The following is a 22,113-nucleotide window of genomic DNA, read 5'->3' on the forward strand; positions in this document are numbered from 1 at the left end:
ACCGACAGCCATGGCTGAGGCTCAGAACATCCCGGTGGGGTCCACCACCGCCGGCGCGGTGGCCGTTGCCGCCGAGTCGACCGTCGCCACGCGCATGAGCGCGCCCCCGTCCTTCGACGTGGCGGACTTCCCGGTCCCGCACGGCCGCGAGGAGGAGTGGCGGTTCACCCCGCTGGAGCGCCTGCGCGGGCTGCACGACGGCACGGCCGTCGCCACCGGCGAGGGTCTGAAGGTCGAGGTGCAGGCCCCCGAGGGCGTCACCGTCGAGACCGTCGGCCGCGACGACGCCCGGCTCGGCAAAGCGGGCACCCCGGTGGACCGCATCGCCGCCCAGGCGTACTCGGCCTTCGAGAAGGCCGGCGTGATCACCGTCCCCAAGGAGACGGTCCTCACCGAGCCGATCCGGATCGCCGTGCACGGCGAGGGCGGCACCGCCTTCGCCCACCAGGTGATCGAGCTGGGCGCCTTCGCCGAGGCCGTCGTCGTCATCGACCACACCGGTGACGCCGTGCTCGCCGCCAACGTCGACTACCTCCTGGGCGACGGTGCCAAGCTCACCGTCGTCTCCGTCCAGGACTGGGACGACAAGGCCGTGCACATCGCGCAGCACAACGCGCTCATCGGCCGCGACGCCTCCTTCAAGTCGGTCGTCGTGACCTTCGGCGGCGACGTCGTACGCCTGCACCCGCGCGTGGCCTACGCCGGCACCGGCGCCGAGGCCGAGCTGTTCGGGCTCTACTTCACGGACGCCGGCCAGCACCAGGAGCACCGCCTCCTGGTCGACCACAACATCCCGCACTGCAAGTCCAACGTCGTCTACAAGGGCGCGCTCCAGGGCGACGGCGCCCACGCGGTCTGGATCGGCGACGTGCTCATCGAGGCCAAGGCCGAGGGCACGGACACCTACGAGATGAACCGGAACCTGGTCCTCACGGACGGCGCCCGGGTCGACTCGGTGCCCAACCTGGAGATCGAGACCGGCGAGATCGTCGGCGCCGGACACGCCTCCGCGACCGGCCGTTTCGACGACGAGCAGCTCTTCTACCTGATGGCCCGCGGCATCCCGGCCGACGAGGCCCGCCGTCTGGTGGTCCGCGGCTTCTTCGCCGAGCTGGTCCAGCAGATCGGCGTCGACGACATCGAGGCGCGCCTGCTCGAGAAGATCGAGGCCGAGCTGGAGGCCACGGTCTGATGGCCTTCGTACGCGCCTGTGGGCTGAGCGAGCTGGAGGAGGACACCCCCAAGCGGGTGGAACTCGACGGCACGCCGGTCTCGGTCGTCCGGACCGAGGGCGAGGTGTTCGCCATCCACGACATCTGCTCCCACGCGAACGTCTCCCTCTCCGAGGGCGAGGTGGAGGACTGTCAGATCGAGTGCTGGCTGCACGGCTCCAGCTTCGACCTCCGCACCGGCAAGCCGTCCGGCCTTCCCGCGACGCGCCCCGTCCCCGTATACCCCGTAAAGATCGAAGGGGACGACGTGCTCGTCTCCCTCAACCAGGAGTCCTGAGGCACCCATGGCAACGCTTGAAATCCGCGACCTGCACGTCACCGTCGAGGCCGACAACGCCACGAAGGAGATCCTCAAGGGCGTCGACCTGACCGTGAAGCAGGGCGAGACGCACGCCATCATGGGCCCCAACGGCTCCGGCAAGTCGACCCTCGCCTACTCGCTGGCGGGTCACCCGAAGTACACGATCACCGGCGGCACCGTCACCCTCGACGGCGAGGACGTCCTGGAGATGTCCGTCGACGAGCGCGCCCGCGCCGGCCTCTTCCTCGCCATGCAGTACCCGGTCGAGGTCCCCGGTGTCTCCGTGTCGAACTTCCTGCGCACCTCCGCCACCGCCATCCGCGGCGAGGCCCCCAAGCTGCGCACCTGGGTGAAGGAGGTCAAGGGGGCCATGGAGCGCCTCAACATGGACCCCTCCTTCGCCGAGCGCAACGTCAACGAGGGCTTCTCCGGCGGTGAGAAGAAGCGCCACGAGATCCTCCAGCTCGAACTGCTCAAGCCGAAGGTCGCGATCCTCGACGAGACGGACTCCGGTCTGGACGTCGACGCCCTCCGCATCGTCTCCGAGGGCGTCAACCGCGTCCGCGAGACCGGCGAGGTCGGCACCCTGCTGATCACGCACTACACGCGCATCCTGCGCTACATCAAGCCCGACTTCGTGCACGTCTTCTCCGGCGGCCGGATCGTCGAGTCCGGCGGTGCCGAGCTCGCGGACAAGCTGGAGAACGAGGGCTACGAGGCCTACACCACGAAGGGTGGCGTATCCGCGTGACACAGCTGTCGGGCCTCCTCGACACAGAGGCGCTCCGCAAGGACTTCCCCATCCTGGACCGTCAGGTCCACGACGGTCAGAAGCTCGTGTACCTGGACAACGCGGCGACCTCGCAGAAGCCGCGCCAGGTGCTGGACGCCCTGAGCGAGTACTACGAGCGCTACAACGCCAACGTCCACCGCGGTGTGCATGTGCTCGCCGAGGAGGCCACGGCGCTGTACGAGGGCGCGCGGGACAAGGTCGCCGCGTTCATCAACGCGCCCTCGCGCGACGAGGTGATCTTCACCAAGAACGCCTCCGAGTCGCTCAACCTCGTCGCGAACATGCTGGGCTGGGCCGACGAGCCCTACCGCGTGGACGCCGAGACCGAGATCGTCATCACGGAGATGGAGCACCACTCCAACATCGTGCCGTGGCAGCTGCTCGCGCAGCGCACGGGCGCGAAGCTGAAGTGGTTCGGCCTCACCGACGACGGCCGTCTCGACCTGTCCAACATCGACGAGATCATCACGGAGAAGACGAAGATCGTCTCCTTCGTGCTGGTGTCGAACATCCTGGGCACGGTCAACCCGGTCGAGGCGATAATCCGCCGCGCGCAGGAGGTCGGTGCGCTCGTCTGCATCGACGCCTCCCAGGCCGCTCCGCACATGCCGCTGGACGTGCAGGCCCTCCAGGCCGACTTCGTGGCCTTCACCGGCCACAAGATGTGCGGTCCGACGGGCATCGGCGTGCTCTGGGGCCGCCAGGAGCTCCTGGAGGACTTGCCTCCGTTCCTCGGCGGCGGCGAGATGATCGAGACGGTGTCGATGCACTCGTCGACGTACGCTCCCGCTCCGCACAAGTTCGAGGCGGGCACCCCGCCGATCGCCCAGGCGGTCGGGCTCGGCGCGGCGATCGACTATCTGAACTCGATCGGCATGGACAAGATCCTGGCGCACGAGCACGCGCTGACGGAGTACGCGGTCCAGCGGTTGTCGGCCGTCCCCGACCTGCGGATCATCGGCCCGACCACGGCCGAGGACCGGGGCGCGGCGATCTCCTTCACGCTCGGTGACATCCACCCCCACGACGTGGGCCAGGTGCTGGACGAGCAGGGCATCGCGGTCCGCGTGGGTCACCACTGCGCCCGCCCGGTCTGCCTCCGGTACGGAATTCCTGCGACCACGCGAGCGTCGTTCTATCTGTACTCCACGCCGGCCGAGATCGACGCTCTGGTCGACGGTCTGGAGCACGTACGGAACTTCTTCGGCTGAGGAGCTGGCTGAGTCGTGAAGCTTGATTCGATGTACCAGGAAGTCATCCTGGACCACTACAAGCACCCGCACGGGCGCGGTCTCCGGGATGGCGACGCCGAGGTGCACCACGTCAACCCGACGTGCGGCGACGAGATCACGCTGCGCGTGAAGTACGACGGCGAGCAGATCGCGGACATCTCGTACGAGGGCCAGGGCTGCTCGATCAGCCAGGCGTCGGCCTCGGTCCTGAACGACCTCCTGGTCGGCAAGGACCTGTCCGACGCGCAGCGGATCCAGGAGACCTTCCTGGAGCTGATGCAGTCCAAGGGCAGGATCGAGCCCGACGACGCGATGGAGGAGGTGCTGGAGGACGCGGTCGCGTTCGCCGGTGTCTCCAAGTACCCGGCCCGGGTGAAGTGCGCCCTCCTCAGCTGGATGGCGTGGAAGGACGCGACGGCCCAGGCCCTGGGCGGAGCCGACGCCGAAAGGAAGACGGCATGAGCGAGACGCTTGAGATGAAGCCGGCCTCGGAGGAGGAGATCCGCGAGGCGCTGTACGACGTCGTCGACCCCGAACTGGGCATCGACGTCGTCAACCTGGGCCTGATCTACGGCATCCACATCGACGACGCGAACATCGCGACGATCGACATGACCCTGACCTCGGCGGCCTGCCCGCTGACGGATGTCATCGAGGACCAGGCCAAGTCCGCCACGGACGGCCTCGTCAACGAGCTGCGCATCAACTGGGTCTGGATGCCGCCGTGGGGCCCGGACAAGATCACGGACGACGGGCGTGAGCAGCTTCGGGCGCTCGGGTTCAACGTCTGACAGCAGTTGGTGAAGGGGGCCGTGGCCGGGTGCCGCGGCCCCTTTCCGTGTGCTCAGGCCAGCCCGTCCACCAACCGGAACGCCGAGTCCTGGCGGTACAGGTCGCCGTACTGGTACGGGTCCAGCCTGAGCTGGAAGTTCTGGTGGCGCAGGAAGCGGCCGGGGTAGTTCACCGACTCCAGGGTGATCGCGCCGGGGACCGATGAGGCGCGGGCGCAGAAGGTGGCGTCCTGGCGGAACATTGCCGAGCCGTCGTCGCGGTCGGCCACCAGGATGAAGCTGCGGTGGCGCAGGTACTGGCCGTCGGCGGTGGCGAAGGAGTAGCAGGAGCTGTCGGCCAGGCCCTTGACCAGTTTGAAGGTGGAGTCCTCGCGGGATTCCGAGCCGCCGACGGGGTCGAGCTTCACATAGCCGCCGCTCACATGCCAGTAGCGGTCGGGGTAGTTGACCGAGCGGACGGAGCGCCAGGTGGCCGCCGGCCGGGGAGCCGATGAACTCGGGTGCGAGGACGGGGACTTGGTCGTCGGGTCGGTGGCCGGGGAGGGCGTGGAGCCCTGTTGGCGGGGGGCCGGGGTCGTGGCCTCGTCGGTGGTGAGGCCGCTCTTTCCCTTCGGCGGCGCCGCCTCCGTCTGCGACGGGGTGCCGTACGAGATCAGGCCCGGCAGCGTCACGCCGTCCGAGGGGGGCGGTGCTGACAGTGTCTCAGGACCCCTGTCCGTCCAGGCTATCGCCGTCACACAGGCGACGATCGTGGCCACCGCCAGCGCAGCGGCGAGATACAGACGCCTGGTCCCGGGGGCTCGGGACGTGTCGGGGACCCACCCGTTCTCCCAGGGCTGAGGAGGACGGGACTGGTTTTGTGGCATGCGCGGTTCCTCCGGCGGAGCCCATGGCAAGGCCGCGGCTGTGATGGGGGGTATGTGAACGGTGAAGCAGACGGCACAGTAGTGGAACGGCTTCCCTCGCAGCAGCCCTTTCAGCGAGCGGTTTCCATATCGTTCTCCACCGGGCGTTCACATCTGTTGCGCGGCCGGTTTCCACATCGCTTTCTCAGCGCCCTCCCAGCGCCGCCTCATCACCCGGCGGCAGCGTGGAGGCGTGGTTACCTCCGCCCCCCTCGCACCGTCCGCCGCCCGTCCCGTCTTCGTGCTCGGCTGCCCCCGCTCCGGGACCACGTTGCTCCAGCTCATGCTGCACGCGCATCCGCGCATCGCGCTGCCCCCGGAGAGTCGCTTCGTGCTGCCCGCCTACGAGGGGCGGCTGCGCTTCGGCGACCTCCGTGATGCCGGAAACCGCGCCGGGCTCGCCCAGTGGATCACCGGACGGAAGGAGACCCGCTTCCACGAGCTGGGTCTGGACGCGAGAGCGGTTGCCGAGCGGATCGCGGACGGGCCGCCCACACTGGGCTCGGCGCTGGGCATCACGCTCAAGGCCTACGCCGAGAGCCATGGCAAGGCGCGCTGGGGCGACAAACGGCCCGCCTACGCCCTGCACGTCGAGGAGATCCTGCGGCTCTTCCCCGACGCCCAGTTCGTGCACCTGGTCCGCGACGGCCGTGACTGCGTCGCCTCCCTGCTCGGGATGCCCTGGTGGCACCGCGGCTTCCACGAGGCCGTGGCCACCTGGGCGCAGGTGATGGACACCACCCGCAGATACGCCCGCCGCCTCGGCCCCGACAGCTGGCACGAACTGCGCTTCGAGGACCTGGTAGCCGACCCGGAACCGCAACTGCGCTCCCTCTGCGACTACTTGGGCGAGGAGTACGACCCCCGGATGGCCGAGCCGCGACGCCTCGCGAGCAAGGCCGTGCCCGCCCGCAAGACCTGGCACAGCCGCACCCACGGCGCCCTCGACGCCACCCGGGCCGGCAGTTGGCAGCTGCGCCTGACTCCCGATCAGATACGCCTGTGCGAGGCGGCGTTCGGCGACCGCCTCGTCCGCAACGGCTATGAACTCAGCGGAGCCGTCCGCCCCGACCCCGCCGAACTGCTCCGCTACCGCAGGGTCTTCGCCCTGCGCCGCGCCGCCCACGCCAAGCGGCGGCTGCTCGACCGCCTGGCGCGAGTGCGCGAACCGGGCCCCGTCTCGGCCGCCCGGCCGGTCACCACCTCGGAGCTCAGGGCGTGACGCCCACGACCCGCGGATCATGGCAGGCCCACGCTCACGCCCACGCCCACGCGAGCGCTGTACGCAGCCTGCGGAAGCGGCGTTATGTACACTCGTACACATGGGGTATCTGATGCTGGCGGGAGCCATCGCCGCCGAGGTCGCCGCGACCACGGCCATGAAGTACACCGAGGGCTTCAGCCGGCTGCTGCCCTCGCTGCTGACCGTCCTCGGTTATGTGGTCTCCTTCGCGCTGCTCGCGCAGACGCTGCGGACGGTCGCGGTCGGTACCGCGTACGCGATCTGGGCCGGGGCCGGCACCGCCTCCATCGCCACCATCGGGATGCTGTTCCTGGGGGAGGGGATGACGGCCGCCAAGGCCGCCGGGATCGCGCTGATCATCGTCGGGGTGGTCGTGCTGAACCTGGGCGGTGCGCACTGATGGCCCGGCGCTACGACCCCGAGCGACGCCAGCGGATCATCGACGCGGCGATCCGGGTCGTCGGCGAGAAAGGCCTGGCGGGACTGAGCCATCGCACGGCCGCCGCAGAGGCCGATGTGCCGCTCGGCTCGACGACGTACCACTTCAAGACCCTCGACGAACTGATGGTCGCCGCGCTGCGGCAGGCGAACGAGGGCTTCGCCAAGGTGATCGCGGCGCGCGGCGGCCTGGAGGATCCGGAGGCCGACCTGGCCGCGGAACTGGCGGGCTGGATGGCCCAATGGCTGGCCGGCGACCGCACCGGCGTGGAGCTGGAGTACGAGCTCTACCTCGCCGCGCTGCGTCGACCCGCGCTGCGCCCGGTCGCGGCCGAGTGGACCGAGCGGCTGGTCGACCTGGTGGCCCGCCGCACCGATCCGGTCACGGCGCGGGCGCTGGCGGCGCTGATGGACGGCATCTGTTTGCAGGTGCTGCTGACGGACGGGGTGTACGACGAGGCCTACGCGCGGGAGACGCTGGCGCGGGTCATTCCGCCCCGCTGAGCCGCCTGACCGTGGCCAGCGCCGCCGTGACGCTCCCCGCGACGTCCGTCACCGGGTACTGCACGTCCCGCACCACCCGCTCCCGGTCGACCACCAGGGTGAGCCGCTTGAGCCGGCCGGCGCCCGCCGCGCGGAAGGTCGGCAGCCGTAGCGCCGCGATGAGGGACAGCTCGGCGTCGGAGAGCAGAGGAAAGCCCAGCCCCTCCTTCTCGGCGAACGCCCGCTGTTCGTCGGGGCGTTGGGTGGACACGCCGTGCACGGTGGCGCCCGCCGCCGTGAAGTCGGCGTGGCGGTCGCGGTAGGTGCAGGACTCCAGGGTGCAGCCGGGGGTGCCGGGGATGTCGGACCAGCCCGGCGGATAGGAGTCGGCGCGGGCGTAGGCGCCGGGGAAGCAGTACAGGACGGTGAACGGGGTGCCGTCCGCGACGGGATCGCGCGACTCGCCGCGATGGTCGAGGAGTTGCAGCTCCGGAACCCGGGTGCCGACGAGCTCGTGGATCCGCCGCGCCTCCGCCGAGGCCTCCGCCGCGGTGGCCGTCGTGCTGCCGTCGCCGAGGACCCAGGCGTCGCCCCAGTCCTGGAGGGCGACGAGGACGGGGAGCAGGGCGTGGCCGCGCGGCGTGAGCCGGTACTCGTACCGTACGGGCCGCTCCTGGTAGGGCACCCGGGTGACGACGCCGGCGTCCACGAGGAGATGCAGCCGTTCGGTCAACACCTTCCTGGACATGCCGAGTTCGCGCTGGAGCTCGTCGAAGCGATGCACGCCGCGGGCGGTGTCGCGGACGATCAGCAGGGTCCACCAGTCGCCGACGACGTCCAGGGCCTGCGCGATGGCACAGGTGGCGTCCTCCAGGCTCGTCCTGCGGGCCATGGCGTCCCGTCCCTTCGTCCGTCGGGGTCCTGTGCGGCGGGTTCTTGTGGCGATCTTCTGCGGTGACCGCTGCGGCGTTGCCCCGAGGCTGTCATGCTGACATAGTTAGTTCCCAAAGGGAACTGACGGGGGGTCGTGGTGCGAGCACTGCGAGAGGTGCCACGGGCGGTCTGGCTGCTGGCCTGCGGCACGTTCGTGAACATGGTCGTGAGTGTCGGGTTCGCGTTCGTGTTCCTGTACGCGACCGGTCCGCGGGGCCTGGGTGCGGGCGAGGCCGGGGTGCTCGTCGGGGTCGGGGGCACGGGGCTCGTCGCGGGGAACTTCACCGGTGGCTGGTACGGGGACCGGTTCGGGCATCGCCGGGTGCTGCTGACGGCGGCCGTGGGATCGGGGTTGCTGCTGGGCGCGGTGCCGCTGCTGCCGACGCCGGCGCTGTACGGGGTGCTGCCGCTGGCGCAGTACGCGTCCGGGGTGCAGCGGGCCGCGCAGTCCGCGCTCGTCGCGGTCATCGTGCCGGAGGGGGTGCGGCGGCAGGCGTTCGCCGTGGTGCGGGCGGCGGCGAACGGGGGGTTCACGGTGGGGCCGGTGCTGGGGGCGCTGGTCGCGACGAGGTTCTCGTACGACTGGCTGTATGTGGGGGAAGGGCTCGGGAGTGTGGGGCTGGCGTGCTGGACGGCTCGGGTGGTGCCGGCGGCGCGAGGGGTGACGCGGCGGGGTGGGCGAGGCGGGCGGGGTGGGGGTGTCTGGGGTGCCCTGCGAGCGCGGCCTGCGGTGTTGGTGTTGCTGCCGGCGATCGTCGTCGTCGACGTCGTGTACCGGCAGCAGTACTCGACGTTCCCCGTCTTCCTCGCGGATCACGGGATGGACGCGCGGGTGTACGGGACGCTGCTCGCCGTCAACGGGGGGATTCTGCTGTGTCTGGAGGTGCCGGTCGCGGTGGTGCTGCGGAAACGGTCGCCATTGCGGGTGATCGGGGTGGGGCTGGTGCTGGTGGGGGCGGGGTACGGGGTGTTGTTGGCGGGGGTGGGGGTCGGTAGCGCGGTCGTGATGATGGCGCTGCTGACGTTCGGGGAGGCGTTGTACAAGACGACGGCCACGGCGTACGTCGCGGATCAGGCGCCGGAGCGGGTGCAGGGGCGGTTTCAGTCGCTGTACGCCGGGGCGTCGATCAGTGGGGTGGTGTTGGCGGCGCCGTTGGGCGGGGGGTTGTACGAGGTGGCTCCGGGGGTGGTGTGGCCGGTCTGTGCGGGCTTGGGGGCGGTGGCTGGGGTGGCGGTGCTCCTGGCCGACGCCTTTCCTCGCCCCCGCCGCCCCTCCCCGTTCCCATCCCCAGGGGCTGCCGCCCCTTCGACCCCGCCGGCCCTGAAGGGAATGCCGCCGCGGTAGCGTCGTGGCTGGTCGCGCAGTTCCCCGCGCCCCTGACCGGCACGACCCGCACCCGCGTTCGAACGTGAGGGGCCGTGTCGGGGGGTGTCCGCCCGCAGCGGTGCCGTTCCGAGGACGGACCCCCCGGCGCGGCCCCGACCCCCAACGAACCGCCTACCGCGCCCCCACAGCCCGCCACCTGAGACGCGCCCCCCGCTGGTTAGCCTCTGTAGGCTCTGGGCGGTTAGGTTGCCCTCATGACCGATACGACTGCTTCTCGTACGACCGGTGCCGTGGCCGCCGGGCTTGCCACCATCGCCGCTGATGGCACCGTTCTCGACACCTGGTTCCCCGCGCCCGAGCTGAAGGAAGAGGCCGGTCCCTCCGGTACCGAGCGGCTGGACGCCGAGCAGGCCGTCGAGGCGCTCGGTGCGGGTGCCGCAAAGGTGGTTGGGGCCGACGCGCGGCGTGGGGTGGAAGTCGTCGCGGTCCGTACGGTCATTTCCTCGCTGGACGCCAAGCCGATCGACGCCCACGACGTCTATCTGCGGCTCCACCTGCTCTCCCACCGGCTCGTCAAGCCGCACGGCCAGAGCCTGGAGGGCATGTTCGGCTTCCTCGCCAACGTCGCCTGGACCTCCCTCGGCCCCGTCGCCGTCGACGACATCGAGAAGGTGCGCCTCAACGCCCGCGCCGAGGGCCTGCACCTCCAGGTCACGTCCATCGACAAGTTCCCGCGGATGACGGACTACGTCGCCCCCAAGGGCGTCCGGATCGCCGACGCCGACCGCGTCCGCCTCGGTGCGCACCTCGCCGAGGGCACCACCGTCATGCACGAGGGCTTCGTCAACTTCAACGCCGGCACCCTCGGCACCTCCATGGTCGAGGGCCGTATCTCCGCCGGTGTCATCGTCGGCGACGGCTCCGACATCGGTGGCGGCGCCTCCACCATGGGCACCCTCTCCGGCGGCGGCAACGTCATCATCTCCATCGGCGAGCGCTGCCTGATCGGCGCCGAGGCCGGCGTCGGCATCGCGCTCGGCGACGAGTGCGTGGTCGAGGCCGGGCTGTACGTCACCGCCGGCACCCGCGTCACCATGCCCGACGGGCAGATCGTCAAGGCCCGCGAGCTCTCCGGCGCCTCCAACATCCTCTTCCGCCGCAACTCGGTCACCGGCACGGTCGAGGCCCGTCCGAACAACGCGGTGTGGGGCGGTCTGAACGAGATCCTGCACAGCCACAACTAGATCAGCCACAACTAGATCAGCCGCAACTAGAGCAGCCACAACCCTCCCGGTGGTCCCGCCGGGAGGGTGACCTCACTCAGGTGACCTCACTCCGAGTTCATCCGCACCGCCCGCATCCCCAGCCGCCGTGCCAGCCACATCGTGTGCTCCCGGCTGATCGCCTGCTCGGCGGAGACCACGTACCGGGACCAGTCGGTCTCGGTCGTGACGTTCTCGCCGGTCATGCGGACGAAACCGAGTTCCGTGGCGGTGAGGGAGTAGGCGGAGGACAGGTTGTCGTACTGCTTGACCTCCAGCCACGCCCCCGCCGCGGCGATGGCGGCGGCGACCACGCTGCTCGCGTCGACGTCGGCGAGGTCCAGCAGGCTGACGGTGCTCGCGGCGACGCCGAGGACCTCGAAGAGGATCAGAAGACTGCGCCATTTGCCGGAGTTCTGTTTGTTGAGCCTGGCCTTGGCGTTGTACCAGCCCTCCTGGTCCGCAACTCGCAGCGCCAGATACACGGACTTCCGGTCCGCGAAGTCCAGCGCCCGCACCTCCCGCATCCGGTCGGTGACCTGGGCCTGGCCGAACGTCAGGCCCGGGAGGTTCGCCTCCGTCGTCAGGTCGTGGATGCGGGTCAGCAGGACGTCCCGGGCCTCGTCGCCCGTGAGTGAGGGCGGGAACGGCGCCGCGCCCGCCATGAACCGCCATGCCAGTGTCTTGACGGACTCGGCCAGCGCCCGGCCGTTGTACCAGCGTTCCTCTGGTTTGTCCCGCAGCAGATGGACCTCGGTGAGCAGCGCGGCGATGAAGGCGGTCAACGCCAGGGCCGCCGCGGTCTTCTCCACCGTGCCGTGGCTGTCGACGGTGGCCGCGATGCCGCCGAACAGGGCTGCGGCCAGGGCGAGTTGAAGCCGCCCGCGCGTCCACTTGAGGTAATCCCGCTGGCCTTCCTTGGAGATGGCGTCCGCCGACTCGAAAACCCCGGGAAGATCGCTCTCTTCGAGGGGACTTTGCGACAGCATCAAGTGGATCCCGCTCTGTGCTGGGGGCGCGTTCAGGTCAGCGTAGCGTTCCGCAACATCGCGAAGTCCCTCTCGAGCAGGCCGATTCGAGGGTCGACATGGTGCAGCAGGGCGGGGGCGGGATGGTGCTCGGTGACGAACTCCTCGTCCGCGGCGCTCTGTTCGTCGTCCACCCAGGCGAAGGGCCGGCCCTCGGCGTACGCCACGATCGCCTCCGTCTTCCAGTGCACCCCGTCGGGCCGACGGGTGAGGAGACGGTCGCCGAAGTCGACGTAGGGGAGCTGGGGGAGGCCGACGACGGGGGCGATCCAGCGGTTGGCCGCGTCCATCCACGTGGTCGCCCAGCACAGGTCGTAGGGGAGGGAGAGGAGGGCCGGGCCGTGGGACGGGTTCAGCCACACCCGCAGGGGGCGGCCCGGGTGCAGGGCCACCCGGATCGTCGTGTAACCCTCGGGGCGGCGCTCCGGCTTCGCCGCGTAGGGGTTCAGGGGGCCGTCGACGTCGAGGAAGAGCAGAGGGCGGCTCACCGGATCACCGTACGACAGGGAGGGGAGAGCGGGCGCCTGAAATTTCTGTGCGCGGCAGGCATAGCGGGACGCTGCCGCACGCGTCACAAGGGGCAGAGGGGGCGGACACCGGGTCCGCTCCGGGGACGGGCCCCGGGGGAACCTCCCCGGGGAAGAGAAGGTGACGATGGATGCCGAGGCGCAGGACAGTTTCCGGGAGTTCGTGGAGCACCGGTCGTCCGCGCTGCTGAAGACGGCCGTGCTGCTCAGCGGCGGCGACCGGCACACCGCCGAGGACCTGCTCCAGAACGCGCTGATCAAGGCGGCCGGCCGCTGGCACCGCATCGACGAACCCGAGGCGTACGTACGGCAGATCCTCTACCGGCAGCAGATCAGCCGCTGGCGGCTGAAGTGGCCCAGACGCGAGCTGAGCGTCGCCGAGCCACCGGAGGACCGTACCGGCGGCGACGACTCGTCGGCCGCCGAGGTGCGCCTGGTGATGCGGGGCGCGCTCGCGCGGCTCACCGCCCGGCAGCGCACCGTGCTGGTGCTGCGCTACTTCGAGGATCTGCCGGAGGCGGACGTGGCCCGGATCCTGGGCTGCTCGGTCGGCACCGTACGGTCCACCACCCACCGCTCGCTCGCCCGCCTGCGCACCCTCGCCCCCGAACTGGCCGCTCTGAACACCCCGAGCCGGCCGTCCCGTGACTTCGCACCCGTGGAGGTACGTCCGTGAACGTCGAGGATCTCGTACGTGACTCCCTGCGCGACCTGGCCGGTGAACAGCCGCCGCCGGGGCCGGGGTTCGCCGACCGGGTGCTGGCCGTGCGCCGGCGCCGGCGGGCCCGTACCTTCGCGTCCGTCGCGGCGGCCACCGCGGCCGTGGTCGCCGTCTCGGTGGCGGTCCCGCAGCTGGTCTTGGGCGGCGGGGACGACGTACGCCCGAGCGGGGTCACGGGCCGTCAGGACGGGTCGCTGCCGCAGAAGACGATCTCGGTCGGGAACACGGTGCTCGCCGCCTACTACACCACCGAGACCCGACGGACCAAGGGCGAGTGGATCGCCGAACGGACGTACCGGCTCCTCGATCCCAGCACCGGGCGGTACGAGAAGGACACCCGATGGTCCTATGTCGCCGTCGCACCCGGCGCGAAGACCGCCGCCGTCCTCGAACGCGCCCTGCCTTCACACCGGATCGGGCTGCTCGACCTCACGACGGGGAAGATCAGGCAGTGGATCCCGCTCAGCGTGGGAGTCGGCGGGCTCTCGTTCTCGCACGACGGGACCAAGCTGGTCGCCACGACGTACGACGAGCACCCCGACCGGCGGGTCATGGTCGAGAACGGCGACAACGGCGTGGACCCGGCGATGGCGGAAGGGGCCACGTCCCGGTCCGGATACCTCGTCTGGGATGTGGTGAACGGCGGTGGGGCCTGGTGGCAGATCAAGTCCGGCCGTGATGTCCCGGGCCGCGCGGACTTCGCCTTCACCGATGACGACAAGGCCGTGTACGCGCAGGTGATCGGCGGCAAGGACGGCATGGAGCAGTTCTACGACCTCTCCGGCAAGAAGATCGCCGCGCCCGCCAAGGAGAAGTACCTGCGCTGGGACGTCCCGGCCCGGCTCTCCCCGAACGGTGAGCTGGCCGCCCTCGGCCTGACCAAAGAGGTCAACCTCGGCAAGAAGCTCCCCGGCGAGTCCTACTCCTCGATCCGCAACCCCCTCACCGACAAGGAGATCACCAAGATCCGCGGCGCCCAGCTCCTCGCCTGGGTCGACGACCACCGCCTCATCGCCTGGGAACGCACCACACCGCTCAAGCACGCCGGCTACAAGGACCACCTCGTCCTCGTCACGATCGGCAGCGACAAGGTCGTACCCCTCAGCGGCGAGCGCGATCCGGACGACGGTCCCCGGCGCCTGGCCTGGGAGCCGGTCTTCGTGCAGCGCTGATTCAGCGAAGCCCTCGGTACGCCGCCAGCAGCCCGCCGACCGTAGGCCGGTCGGCGGGCAGCAGCGGTGCGCGCACCGGGCCCGCGGGCAGGCCCAGTTCGTTCAGCAGGGCCTTCGCCGTGACCGTGCCGGGCAGACCCGCCGACATCATCAACTCGATGAGGGGCGTGGCCTGTTGCTGGAGCCGGGCCGCCTCAGCCGTGTCGCCCGCGTCGAACGCGTCGAGAACGGCGCGCAGTTCGGCCGGTGCGACATTCGCCACCGTACTGATGTACCCCGCCCCGCCCACCGCGTACAGCGCGAGGTTGTGCTCGTCGCAGCCCGCGTAGTACGCCAACTCCGTACGGGCGATGACCTTCTGGGCGGCGAGGAAGTCGTAGGAGCAGTCCTTGACCGCGACGATCCTCGGGTGCTCGGCGAGCCGGAGGAGGGTCTCGGGCTCGATACGGGTGCCGGTGCGGCCCGGGATGTCGTAGAGCGTGATCGGCAGGCCCGAGGAGTCCGCGATCTGGCGGAAGTGCGCCTCCAGCGCGTCCTGCGGGGGCCTGCTGTAGTAGGGGCTGACCAGCAGCACCCCGTCCGCGCCCGCCTTCTCGGCCGCCAGGGCGAGTTCGGCGGTGTGCCGGGTGTCGAAGGTGCCGATGCCGGTGACGATCGACGCCCGGGTGCCCACCGCCTCCCGGACCGCCCGGACGAGGTCGGCCTTCTCGGCGTCCGACGTGGTCGGCGACTCGCCCGTCGTACCGGACAGGACCAGACCGTCGCAGCCCTCCGACACCAGCCGCTCGGCGAGCCGCTGCGCGCCGTCCAGGTCGAGGACGCCGCCCTCGGTGAAGGGCGTGATCATCGCGCAGAGGGCGCGGCCGAGAGGCGGGGCGGAGGAGCCGGAGTACGTCATGGGAGTAGTCTCGGCACACTCATCGTGAAGCTCCACTTAATTCTTCTACGATGTATTGCTAAGCAATACTGAGAGATGGGGTCGGAGTAGGCCCTATGTCCAAATCGGCCCCTCATGGGTCACCATGGTCAGGACGGTCATCGACCCCAGGAATCGACCCCTGGTCATGGGAGGCGTCATGAAGCTCGGCAAGGCACTCGCCACCGGAGTCGCAAAAGAGCGGCCGCAGGCCCACGACGAAGAACCCGAACTCCTGCTCCCCGAAGAGATCACCGAGGAACTGACGGCGCCCGAAGAGGTACCGGCCGCCCGATGAGACTCCGGCTTCCGGAGGAACGCCCTACGGAGCCGCCGACCGGATACAAGATCGCCCACCCGGTGCTGTCCCACGACGGCACCCGGGCCGGGTTCACCGGTGTGTCGCTCGGCGGCGCGCTGCCCTACGGCGTCCTCGCCGACGCGTCCTGCGTCTACGGCCTGCGGCACAAGGCACCGCACCGCCGCTGCGACTGCGGCTTCCACTGTGTGCACGACCGTACGACCGCCGAGGCCCTGCTGTGCACCGCCGAGCACCGGGCGGCCGCCCTGCTGGAGGTGTCCGTCCTCGGCCGCTACCTCCGCTTCGAGCTCGGCTTCCGCTACGCCCGCCAGCGCGTCCGCACCGCCACCGTCGGCCCCTGCGCCTGCGGCACCGCCGCCTCCGCCCTCGCCGACGCCGGCTGGGGCAGGCCCGGCTGGCGCGCCCTCGCCCCGTCCTGCGCGGGCTGTCTGCGCGGACGTACGTCCGTCTCGCTCGCGTCGTTCGCACGGCTCGCGGGAGAGGGGCTGCGCGTGGTGGCGGGCCGGGGGAGCGAGCCGGCGGCCGACGCCGAGGCGGCCACGACAACCGGCCTCGGCGTCTTTGAACTCACCGCGGAGGCGGCCCTGTTGCAGGCGCGGCTCGACTGGTTCCAGACGCAGCTGGCGAGGCTGGGGGAGCGGGGGCCGGAGGCGGGTTCGCAGGGGTAGCGGGAGCGGGTCCGGGTACTCGGACGGTCCGAACCGAGAGGAGGCGGACAACCGTGACCCAGATCCAGGAGCCCGGGCAGGCCCAGCGCTCCGTCGGCGAGCTCGTCGGCCAGGCCACCGAGCAGCTCTCCCAGCTCGTACGGCAGGAAGTGGCCCTCGCCAAGGAGGAGCTCGCCGAGAAGGGGCGGCGGGCCGGGCGCGGTGGCGGAATGCTCGGCGCCGCCGGAGCGATCGCCTACGCCGGGCTGCTCGCCCTCGCCGCCACGGCCACCGCCGCCCTCTCGCTGACGCTGCCCGTCTGGGCCGCGGCGCTCATCGTGACGGCCGTACTGTTCGCCCTCGCCGCCCTGCTGGCCGCGAGGGGCCGTACCCAGCTCCGCCGCGCGGCACCCCCCACGCTCGAGGAGACCCTCGGCAGCGTCAGGGCCGACGTCGAGGAGATCAGGGAAAGGGCACACCGATGACGGACAAGGCGATGCCGGGCGTGGGACACGGGGCCAAGGGCCCCGAGGAACTGCGGGAGCAGATCGAACAGACCCGCAGCCAACTCGGCGACACAGTGGAGGAGTTGGCAGGAAAGATGGACGTGAAGGGCCGAGCGCGAGCTCGGGCGGCCGACCTGCGGGACAAGGCGGGCGCGATGACCGTGCAACTGCGCAGCACCGCGGCGCAGGCCGGCCACACGGCGCACGACCGGGCCACCCAGGCCGGACACACCATGCACGACAAGGCCGTACAGGCGGGCCACAAGGTCCAGGACACGGCGACCAGGACCGGTCATCAGGCGCACGGCAAGGCCACGAAGTCCGGGCACGAACTGCAACGGCGGGCCGAACACAGCGTCCCCCAGCCCGCCCGGTACGTCGTCCAGGCGGCGATCCGGCATCCGCGCCCGGCGCTGGTCATCGGCGCGGCGCTGGCGGCGGTGGCCGTGGTGACGTGGCGGTACCCGAAGCGGTGAGGCCCATCAATCGCCCTACGGAATCAGGCGCTTGACCTGAATCATGGTTGAGGTCGGAGAGTCGTCGGTACACGCATCGGCACTCGAACAGCGGAGCCCGACATGACCCGTCGTACCGACGACCACCCCGACCTGACCGACCCCCGGGCCGGCGCGCCCTTCTTCAGCACCTGGCGCGTCGGCACCCCCGAGCGGCAGCGGGACGCGGTGGCGACGATCGCGCGGACCTGGGAGCGCCGGGACTGGCCCGCCGCCGGGCTGCTCGGGTACCACGTCTACGCCGGACACGACGGCTCCACCCTTCTGCACCACTCGCAGTGGGCGGACGAGGCGGCGTACGAGGCCTTCGTGAAGACCCACCGGCAGGAGCGCGTCGACGAGGTCGACACCGCCGTACCGGGCATCGAGCGGGTCCGGCTCGACCGCTACCGCCGCTACCGCAGCGCCACCCGGGAGGGGGACCCGCGGGTGCCGGGGTGCGTCGTGATCGTCGAGGTGGAGTTCGAGGGACCCGATCCGGAGCGGCAGCGGGCCTGGGTCGACGCCGTCTTCGAGGCCCTGGAGAGCGAGCCCAACCCGCACCCCGGCGGCATCGGCGCCCACTTCCACCTCAGCACCGACGGCACCCGCGTCCTCAACTACGCCGAGTGGGAGACCGCCCAGGCCCACATCGACGCCCTCGCCGCCCCCGGCGACGGAGTCGGCTCCGCGACCGAACGCTGGAAGCGCGTCCAGAACTTCCCCGGGGTGAAGAGCAGCACCGTCAGCCGGTACGAGCACCTGCTCGGGCTGCTGCCCGGCTGACGCGGCCGGGCCCGGCCGAACTCACCGTTCGGCCGGGCCTGTTGACGTCCTTTGACGCGCCGTGCGGTTACGGCTTGAAGCGCAGGACCTGGGGGTCGTGGTCGCTGATCTGGTCGTTGAACTCCGAGTTGACGTGCACGCTGTCGTACTCGAAGTCGCAGCCGCGCCGGATCGACGGGGAGACCAGGATCTGGTCCAGGACCTGGGCGTTGCCCTGGTAGACGTACGAGTAACGCTCGCTCTTGGGCAGCGACTTGATCGCCGACCACAGGGCGCCGTCGGTCTCCAGGATCTTGGCGGTGTCGGAGAACTCGTAGTCGTTGATGTCGCCGAGGGCTATGACGTCCGCGTTCTTCTGGGTGTCCAGGACGTCCTTGACGAAGGCGTTGACCAGGGTGGCCTGCTGGTGGCGCTGGACCTCCGAGCTGCGCGGCACCGGCTGGGTCGCCGAGGTCAGGCCGTAGTCGCCGCCCTTGGAGTTGAAGTGGTTGGCGATCACGAAGACCGTACGGCCACGGAAGACGAACTCGCCGACCAGCGGCTTGCGGCTGGACGCCCAGGCCGTGTCGGTCGGGTCGATACGGCCGGGGGAGACCGTCAGGGCCGCCTTGCCGTGTTCCTTCGTCACACCGACGGCCGTGGTGGCGTCGCCGCCCGCGCGGTCGGTGAAGGAGACCCGCTCCGGGTTGAACAGGAACACCTGGCGGATGTTGCCGCCCGGCTCACCGCCGTCGGTGCCGTTCGTCGGGTCGATGGAGCGCCAGTCGTACGTCGGGCCGCCCGCGGCCGCGATCGCGTCGATCAGCTTCTGGACCGTCTGGTCGGCGGCGACCGTACCGTCGTTGGTCGCGCCGTTGTTGTCCTGGATCTCCTCCAGGGACACGATGTCGGGCGACTGGAGGTTGTTCACGATCGCGGCGGCGTGCGCGGCGAAGGTGGCGTCGGACGGGTCGAGGTTCTCGACGTTGTACGTCGCGACCGCCAGCTCGCCGTGCTTCTGCTTCTGGGTCGTCTCGCGCTCGGTGCCGCCGCTCTTCAGCGTGCCGATCGTGTTGGCGACGAGGGTGTAGCCGCCGAACTGGTTGTAGTCCAGCGGGCCTTCGGTCGCGCCCTCCAGCACGTCGCCGACGTTCGCCACCGGGAAGGCGGAGGTCGCGCCGAGCGACTGGATCTGGAGGCGGCCGGTGTTCTGGGCGTCGTAGGAGCCGTAGACCGTGCCACCGCGGCGGTTGGCGTTCTCGCGCGGCTTCACCGTCACCCACAGCTCGGTGTACGGGTCGCTGGCGCCGACCACCCGGGTGTCGGCGACCTTGACGTTCTCGCCCTCCAGGGACTCGTAGTAGTCCAGGGCGTACTTCGACGGCTCCAGGGCCAGGCCGTTGATCGAGTTGCCCGCGGCGGCGTCGCCGGCCGGGGCGTAGGCGGCCGGGACCGACTTGGCGTCGACGACGACGGCGGCCGGGACGGCGTTGCCGCTGGAGACGACCGTGGTGGTCGGCTTGGTGATCTCGGTGATCGACTGGTTGCCGGTGGAGGTGCCGCCGGGGACGTACTCCGAGACCGTGCCCGAGACCGTGACGAGGTCGCCGACGGCGACGCCCTTCGGGGCGGAGCTGGTGAAGACGAAGACGCCCTCACTGGTGGCCGGGTTGTCGTCCGCGTTCGGGTCCTGGATCCAGAAGCCCTTGGACGAGCCGTAGGTACGGATGCCGGTGACGATGCCGGAGACGTCCGCCACCTTCTGGCCGGCGTACGGGGATATCCGGGTCGTGCCCTGGATGTCGTGGATGCGCACGGAGTCCGCGTGCGCGGGAGAGGTCAGGACGACCGTGGACGCGGCGGAGCACACGGCGGCGACGGTGAGCGCGGCGAGGCGCGCGGAAGACTTGCTCGGCAACGGGATCCCTCCGGGGACGTTCTTGAGCGCCGGGACGAGGGTGGAGCGTGGAACGGTGGGAGCCGCGACCTGTGGGGCGGTGGCGACGCGCGTAGAACGTACCGTGCACGGGTGTCAGGGCGGTGAACAGGTGTGCAGTGAAGTTCTACGCGCGTAATCTCCTGCGTGATCAGGTCACTTGTCAAGGTTTCGGCCATGTACTGGGGCCGGCGGGGAGATGAACCGGGCGGCATGGGGCCAAATCCGTCTAGGCTGAGCGGCTGAGTGGTAAGACGCGATGTCTAGGAGAAGCAGCCGATGTCAGACAGCTCCCCCCTGCCGCCGGCGCGGCTGCACCCCGAAGCGGAGCTGGCGCGGGACGCGCTGTCCACGCCGTTGCTCTCCCGGGCCGCCCGGCTCGCCCGCTGGGCCTCCCCCGAGACCCGCGTCGACGCAGGTGGCGGGCTCGCCGAGGAGCAGCTTCCGGCCGCCGCCGAACTCCTCGGACTCACCGGGGACGACGCCGCGGCCTCTGCGAGCGAGGCCTGGCGGGTCGCCGTCGACACCGGGCTCGTCGAGATCACCGACGAGGACGAGGGCACCGTCGCGGCCGGCGAGGAACTCGCCCTGCTCACCGGCGGCGCCCCGCAGGACGTGCTCGGGGTGTGGCAGACGGCGCTGGAGACGGTGCTCGCCGACGCCAGCGTGCCCGACCTCGACGACCTTGTGGAGGCCATGGACCTCGAAGAGGGAGCCGGCGAGATCGACCTGTCCTCCCTGGACTGGGACCCGGACGCCGAGGCCGACTTCCTCGACGGAGTGCTCGGCAACCTGTATCTGCTGACCCTCAACGACGAGGGCCCCGGCGACCGTCCCGTGCCGCTCCCCGCGCTCGCCGCCTCCATGATCGTGCCCAATGACATGGGGGAGCCCACCAACGACGTCCTCGAACAGGTCTCCGACGCGATGATGCGCCTCGACGACCAGTTCCGGCTGCTCGAACCGGTCGGCCTCGTGGAGTACCAGCCCGTCGACGAGGCCCTCATGGCCGACGCCGACGAGGAGCCCGCCGCACCGGTCGACGACACCGACGTCTCCCGCTACGGCATGGTCCGGCTCACCCCGCTCGGCCTCTACGGGCTGCGGGCGCGCCTGCTGGAGGCCGGGTTCACGGCACCCGCCGTCGGGGACCTCGCCGACAAGGGCGCGGACGCCCTGCTCGACGGCACCGCCGGCTTCCCGCCCGGGGCCGCGCAGGCCGAGACCGAACAGTGGCTGGACCGGCGTGAACCCCTCGCCGCCGCCCGGGAGTTGCTGGCCGCCAGCCGGGGCGGCGACGCGGGCGCGCCGTTGCGCCGGCTGCGCTGCCAGCAGGCGCTGTCCCTCATGGGCGCGGAGGCCGAACCCGCGCTGCGGGAGGTCCTCGACGACCCGGAGCTCGGCGGACTGTCCCGCGTCTGGCTGACCGAGCGCGGCGCCGCCGACGTACCGCCGCCCTCGGAGGCGATGATCTTCTGGCTGACCGTCGACACCGTCGCCGCCCAGCTCGCCGCCGAGGGCAACTCCGAGGAGCTGACCGGGCTCGTGGAGGGGCTCGCACAGCAGCACAGCGGGTTCTTCGCCGCCGCGTGGCGGGTGGACCACCCGGCCACCGCGGAGGTGCTGGAGGCGATGGGGCGGCTGCACCCGGACAAGAAGATCGCGAAGGAAGCACGCAAGGCGGCCTTCAAGGCCCGCTCGCAGCGAGGCGGTTGAAGCTGGCGAGGCCTGTTCGCGGCTAGGTGGTTGAAGTCGGCGAGGCCTGTTCGCGGCTAGGTGGTTGAAGCTGGCGAGGCCTGTTCGCGGCTAGGTGGTTGAAGCTGGCGAGGCCTGTTCGCGGCTAGGTGGTTGAAGCTGGCGAGGCCTGTTCGCGGCTAGGTGGTTGAAGCTGGCGAGGCCTGTTCGCGGCTAGGTGGTTGAAGTCGGCGAGGCCTGTTCGCGGCTAGGTGGTTGAAGTCGGCGAGGCCTGTTCGCGGCTAGGTGGTTGAAGCTGGCGAGGCCTGTTCGCGGCTAGGTGGTTGAAGCTGGCGAGGCCTGTTCGCGGCTAGGTGGTTGAAGCTGGCGAGGCCTGTTCGCGGCTAGGTGGTTGAAGCTGGCGAGGCCTGTTCGCGGCTAGGTGGTTGAAGTCGGCGAGGCCTG

At 70.6% G+C, this 22,113-nt stretch carries 25 protein-coding genes; 19 read left to right on the forward strand and 6 right to left on the reverse strand.

Going from position 1 to position 22,113, the window contains the following annotated elements; all coding sequences use genetic code 11:
- Positions 1 to 10: 10 nt before the first annotated feature.
- From sufD to OG866_RS33340, 6 genes are read left to right on the forward strand one after another with little or no spacing between them, the layout of a single operon-like run.
- Positions 11 to 1,192, forward strand: coding sequence for a Fe-S cluster assembly protein SufD (gene sufD / locus OG866_RS33315; protein ID WP_329340505.1), 1,182 nt, complete (start codon positions 11 to 13; stop codon positions 1,190 to 1,192).
- Positions 1,192 to 1,509 carry a non-heme iron oxygenase ferredoxin subunit gene (locus OG866_RS33320; protein WP_275771025.1) on the forward strand — a complete coding sequence of 106 codons (318 nt, stop codon included), beginning with the start codon at positions 1,192 to 1,194 and terminating at the stop codon, positions 1,507 to 1,509. The genes sufD and OG866_RS33320 overlap by 1 nt, the downstream gene beginning before the upstream one ends.
- A 7-nt stretch (positions 1,510 to 1,516) precedes the next feature.
- Positions 1,517 to 2,284: a Fe-S cluster assembly ATPase SufC gene (gene sufC, locus OG866_RS33325; RefSeq protein ID WP_329340509.1), complete on the forward strand. Its 768-nt coding sequence runs from the start codon at positions 1,517 to 1,519 to the stop codon at positions 2,282 to 2,284.
- Positions 2,281 to 3,537 (forward strand): cysteine desulfurase, encoded by a 1,257-nt coding sequence (locus OG866_RS33330; RefSeq protein WP_329340511.1) that lies wholly within the window; start codon positions 2,281 to 2,283, stop codon positions 3,535 to 3,537. The genes sufC and OG866_RS33330 overlap by 4 nt, the downstream gene beginning before the upstream one ends.
- Before the next feature lie 15 nt (positions 3,538 to 3,552).
- The gene (gene sufU / locus OG866_RS33335; protein WP_329340513.1) at positions 3,553 to 4,020 is read left to right on the forward strand and encodes a Fe-S cluster assembly sulfur transfer protein SufU; all 468 of its coding nucleotides are present in this window, start codon (positions 3,553 to 3,555) and stop codon (positions 4,018 to 4,020) included.
- A complete protein-coding gene (locus OG866_RS33340) occupies positions 4,017 to 4,349 on the forward strand; it encodes a metal-sulfur cluster assembly factor (protein WP_079308860.1) in 333 nt (110 codons plus the stop codon). Before sufU ends, OG866_RS33340 begins: the two co-directional genes overlap by 4 nt.
- A 53-nt stretch (positions 4,350 to 4,402) precedes the next feature.
- Here OG866_RS33340 and OG866_RS33345 read toward each other — a convergent pair whose 3' ends face one another.
- Positions 4,403 to 5,215: an AbfB domain-containing protein gene (locus OG866_RS33345; RefSeq protein WP_329340516.1), complete on the reverse strand. Its 813-nt coding sequence runs from the start codon at positions 5,213 to 5,215 to the stop codon at positions 4,403 to 4,405.
- 232 nt (positions 5,216 to 5,447) lie between these two features.
- On the opposite strand from OG866_RS33345, the gene OG866_RS33350 reads away from it, so the two are divergent.
- From OG866_RS33350 to OG866_RS33360, 3 genes are all read left to right on the forward strand, one after another.
- Positions 5,448 to 6,476 (forward strand): sulfotransferase family protein, encoded by a 1,029-nt coding sequence (locus tag OG866_RS33350; protein ID WP_329340518.1) that lies wholly within the window; start codon positions 5,448 to 5,450, stop codon positions 6,474 to 6,476.
- Positions 6,477 to 6,576: 100 nt separating this feature from the next.
- A complete protein-coding gene (locus tag OG866_RS33355) occupies positions 6,577 to 6,897 on the forward strand; it encodes a DMT family transporter (protein WP_329340519.1) in 321 nt (106 codons plus the stop codon).
- Positions 6,897 to 7,439 (forward strand): TetR/AcrR family transcriptional regulator, encoded by a 543-nt coding sequence (locus OG866_RS33360; RefSeq protein WP_329340520.1) that lies wholly within the window; start codon positions 6,897 to 6,899, stop codon positions 7,437 to 7,439. Before OG866_RS33355 ends, OG866_RS33360 begins: the two co-directional genes overlap by 1 nt.
- Here the strand turns inward: OG866_RS33360 and OG866_RS33365 are convergent.
- Entirely contained in the window at positions 7,423 to 8,310 is an 888-nt protein-coding gene (locus tag OG866_RS33365; protein WP_329340521.1) for a winged helix-turn-helix transcriptional regulator, read from the reverse strand. The two genes, OG866_RS33360 and OG866_RS33365, sit on opposite strands and share 17 nt — an antisense overlap.
- Positions 8,311 to 8,448: 138 nt before the next feature.
- Between OG866_RS33365 and OG866_RS33370 the strand changes: the two genes are divergently transcribed.
- Both OG866_RS33370 and dapD read left to right on the forward strand, forming a co-directional pair.
- Complete coding sequence (locus OG866_RS33370) at positions 8,449 to 9,696, forward strand: MFS transporter (protein WP_329340523.1); 1,248 nt, start codon at positions 8,449 to 8,451, stop codon at positions 9,694 to 9,696.
- Between the two features lie 236 nt (positions 9,697 to 9,932).
- The gene (dapD, locus tag OG866_RS33375) at positions 9,933 to 10,922 is read left to right on the forward strand and encodes a 2,3,4,5-tetrahydropyridine-2,6-dicarboxylate N-succinyltransferase (protein ID WP_329340524.1); all 990 of its coding nucleotides are present in this window, start codon (positions 9,933 to 9,935) and stop codon (positions 10,920 to 10,922) included.
- An 86-nt stretch (positions 10,923 to 11,008) separates the two neighbouring features.
- On the opposite strand, the gene OG866_RS33380 is transcribed toward dapD, so the two are convergent.
- A complete protein-coding gene (locus tag OG866_RS33380; protein WP_329340525.1) occupies positions 11,009 to 11,929 on the reverse strand; it encodes a DUF4231 domain-containing protein in 921 nt (306 codons plus the stop codon).
- A 32-nt stretch (positions 11,930 to 11,961) separates the two neighbouring features.
- On the reverse strand, positions 11,962 to 12,456 hold the full coding sequence (locus tag OG866_RS33385; RefSeq protein ID WP_329340527.1) for a hypothetical protein: 495 nt from the start codon (positions 12,454 to 12,456) through the stop codon (positions 11,962 to 11,964).
- 166 nt (positions 12,457 to 12,622) lie between these two features.
- Here OG866_RS33385 and OG866_RS33390 point away from each other — a divergent pair, with 166 nt between their 5' ends.
- Positions 12,623 to 13,171 carry a SigE family RNA polymerase sigma factor gene (locus tag OG866_RS33390; RefSeq protein ID WP_329344410.1) on the forward strand — a complete coding sequence of 183 codons (549 nt, stop codon included), beginning with the start codon at positions 12,623 to 12,625 and terminating at the stop codon, positions 13,169 to 13,171.
- Positions 13,168 to 14,388 (forward strand): WD40 repeat domain-containing protein, encoded by a 1,221-nt coding sequence (locus OG866_RS33395; RefSeq protein WP_329340529.1) that lies wholly within the window; start codon positions 13,168 to 13,170, stop codon positions 14,386 to 14,388. The genes OG866_RS33390 and OG866_RS33395 overlap by 4 nt, the downstream gene beginning before the upstream one ends.
- Before the next feature lies 1 nt (position 14,389).
- Here OG866_RS33395 and dapA read toward each other — a convergent pair whose 3' ends face one another.
- Positions 14,390 to 15,286, reverse strand: coding sequence for a 4-hydroxy-tetrahydrodipicolinate synthase (gene dapA, locus OG866_RS33400; protein ID WP_329340531.1), 897 nt, complete (start codon positions 15,284 to 15,286; stop codon positions 14,390 to 14,392).
- 178 nt (positions 15,287 to 15,464) lie between these two features.
- Here dapA and OG866_RS33405 point away from each other — a divergent pair, with 178 nt between their 5' ends.
- The 5 genes from OG866_RS33405 to OG866_RS33425 all read left to right on the forward strand — a co-directional run bounded on the left by OG866_RS33405 (position 15,465) and on the right by OG866_RS33425 (position 18,059).
- Positions 15,465 to 15,602 (forward strand): hypothetical protein, encoded by a 138-nt coding sequence (locus tag OG866_RS33405; RefSeq protein WP_329340533.1) that lies wholly within the window; start codon positions 15,465 to 15,467, stop codon positions 15,600 to 15,602.
- Positions 15,599 to 16,294, forward strand: coding sequence for a hypothetical protein (locus OG866_RS33410; protein WP_329340535.1), 696 nt, complete (start codon positions 15,599 to 15,601; stop codon positions 16,292 to 16,294). Before OG866_RS33405 ends, OG866_RS33410 begins: the two co-directional genes overlap by 4 nt.
- Positions 16,295 to 16,347: 53 nt before the next feature.
- Positions 16,348 to 16,758, forward strand: a complete 411-nt coding sequence (locus tag OG866_RS33415; protein ID WP_329340536.1) for a phage holin family protein — start codon at positions 16,348 to 16,350, stop codon at positions 16,756 to 16,758.
- The gene (locus OG866_RS33420) at positions 16,755 to 17,255 is read left to right on the forward strand and encodes a DUF3618 domain-containing protein (protein WP_329340538.1); all 501 of its coding nucleotides are present in this window, start codon (positions 16,755 to 16,757) and stop codon (positions 17,253 to 17,255) included. The genes OG866_RS33415 and OG866_RS33420 overlap by 4 nt, the downstream gene beginning before the upstream one ends.
- A 102-nt stretch (positions 17,256 to 17,357) precedes the next feature.
- On the forward strand, positions 17,358 to 18,059 hold the full coding sequence (locus OG866_RS33425) for an antibiotic biosynthesis monooxygenase (RefSeq protein ID WP_329340540.1): 702 nt from the start codon (positions 17,358 to 17,360) through the stop codon (positions 18,057 to 18,059).
- Positions 18,060 to 18,126: 67 nt separating this feature from the next.
- Here OG866_RS33425 and OG866_RS33430 read toward each other — a convergent pair whose 3' ends face one another.
- Positions 18,127 to 19,956, reverse strand: a complete 1,830-nt coding sequence (locus OG866_RS33430) for an endonuclease/exonuclease/phosphatase family protein (RefSeq protein ID WP_329340541.1) — start codon at positions 19,954 to 19,956, stop codon at positions 18,127 to 18,129.
- Between the two features lie 297 nt (positions 19,957 to 20,253).
- On the opposite strand from OG866_RS33430, the gene OG866_RS33435 reads away from it, so the two are divergent.
- Entirely contained in the window at positions 20,254 to 21,690 is a 1,437-nt protein-coding gene (locus OG866_RS33435) for a hypothetical protein (RefSeq protein ID WP_329340543.1), read from the forward strand.
- Positions 21,691 to 22,113: the final 423 nt, after the last annotated feature.

The sequence above is a fragment of the Streptomyces sp. NBC_00663 genome (assembly GCF_036226885.1).
In the GTDB taxonomy this organism is placed as follows: Bacteria; Actinomycetota; Actinomycetes; order Streptomycetales; family Streptomycetaceae; genus Streptomyces.

Coding starts and splice junctions, on each gene's coding strand:
- OG866_RS33380 (WP_329340525.1), bottom strand. CDS start 11,929: ATGCTGTCGCAAAGTCCCCTCGAAGAGAGCGATCTTCCCGGGGTTTTC.
- dapD (WP_329340524.1), top strand. CDS start 9,933: ATGACCGATACGACTGCTTCTCGTACGACCGGTGCCGTGGCCGCCGGG.
- sufC (WP_329340509.1), top strand. CDS start 1,517: ATGGCAACGCTTGAAATCCGCGACCTGCACGTCACCGTCGAGGCCGAC.
- OG866_RS33410 (WP_329340535.1), top strand. CDS start 15,599: ATGAGACTCCGGCTTCCGGAGGAACGCCCTACGGAGCCGCCGACCGGA.
- OG866_RS33405 (WP_329340533.1), top strand. CDS start 15,465: ATGAAGCTCGGCAAGGCACTCGCCACCGGAGTCGCAAAAGAGCGGCCG.
- OG866_RS33320 (WP_275771025.1), top strand. CDS start 1,192: ATGGCCTTCGTACGCGCCTGTGGGCTGAGCGAGCTGGAGGAGGACACC.
- sufD (WP_329340505.1), top strand. CDS start 11: ATGGCTGAGGCTCAGAACATCCCGGTGGGGTCCACCACCGCCGGCGCG.
- OG866_RS33365 (WP_329340521.1), bottom strand. CDS start 8,310: ATGGCCCGCAGGACGAGCCTGGAGGACGCCACCTGTGCCATCGCGCAG.
- OG866_RS33360 (WP_329340520.1), top strand. CDS start 6,897: ATGGCCCGGCGCTACGACCCCGAGCGACGCCAGCGGATCATCGACGCG.
- OG866_RS33340 (WP_079308860.1), top strand. CDS start 4,017: ATGAGCGAGACGCTTGAGATGAAGCCGGCCTCGGAGGAGGAGATCCGC.
- OG866_RS33345 (WP_329340516.1), bottom strand. CDS start 5,215: ATGCCACAAAACCAGTCCCGTCCTCCTCAGCCCTGGGAGAACGGGTGG.
- OG866_RS33355 (WP_329340519.1), top strand. CDS start 6,577: ATGGGGTATCTGATGCTGGCGGGAGCCATCGCCGCCGAGGTCGCCGCG.
- OG866_RS33435 (WP_329340543.1), top strand. CDS start 20,254: ATGTCAGACAGCTCCCCCCTGCCGCCGGCGCGGCTGCACCCCGAAGCG.
- OG866_RS33425 (WP_329340540.1), top strand. CDS start 17,358: ATGACCCGTCGTACCGACGACCACCCCGACCTGACCGACCCCCGGGCC.
- OG866_RS33390 (WP_329344410.1), top strand. CDS start 12,623: ATGGATGCCGAGGCGCAGGACAGTTTCCGGGAGTTCGTGGAGCACCGG.
- OG866_RS33420 (WP_329340538.1), top strand. CDS start 16,755: ATGACGGACAAGGCGATGCCGGGCGTGGGACACGGGGCCAAGGGCCCC.
- dapA (WP_329340531.1), bottom strand. CDS start 15,286: ATGACGTACTCCGGCTCCTCCGCCCCGCCTCTCGGCCGCGCCCTCTGC.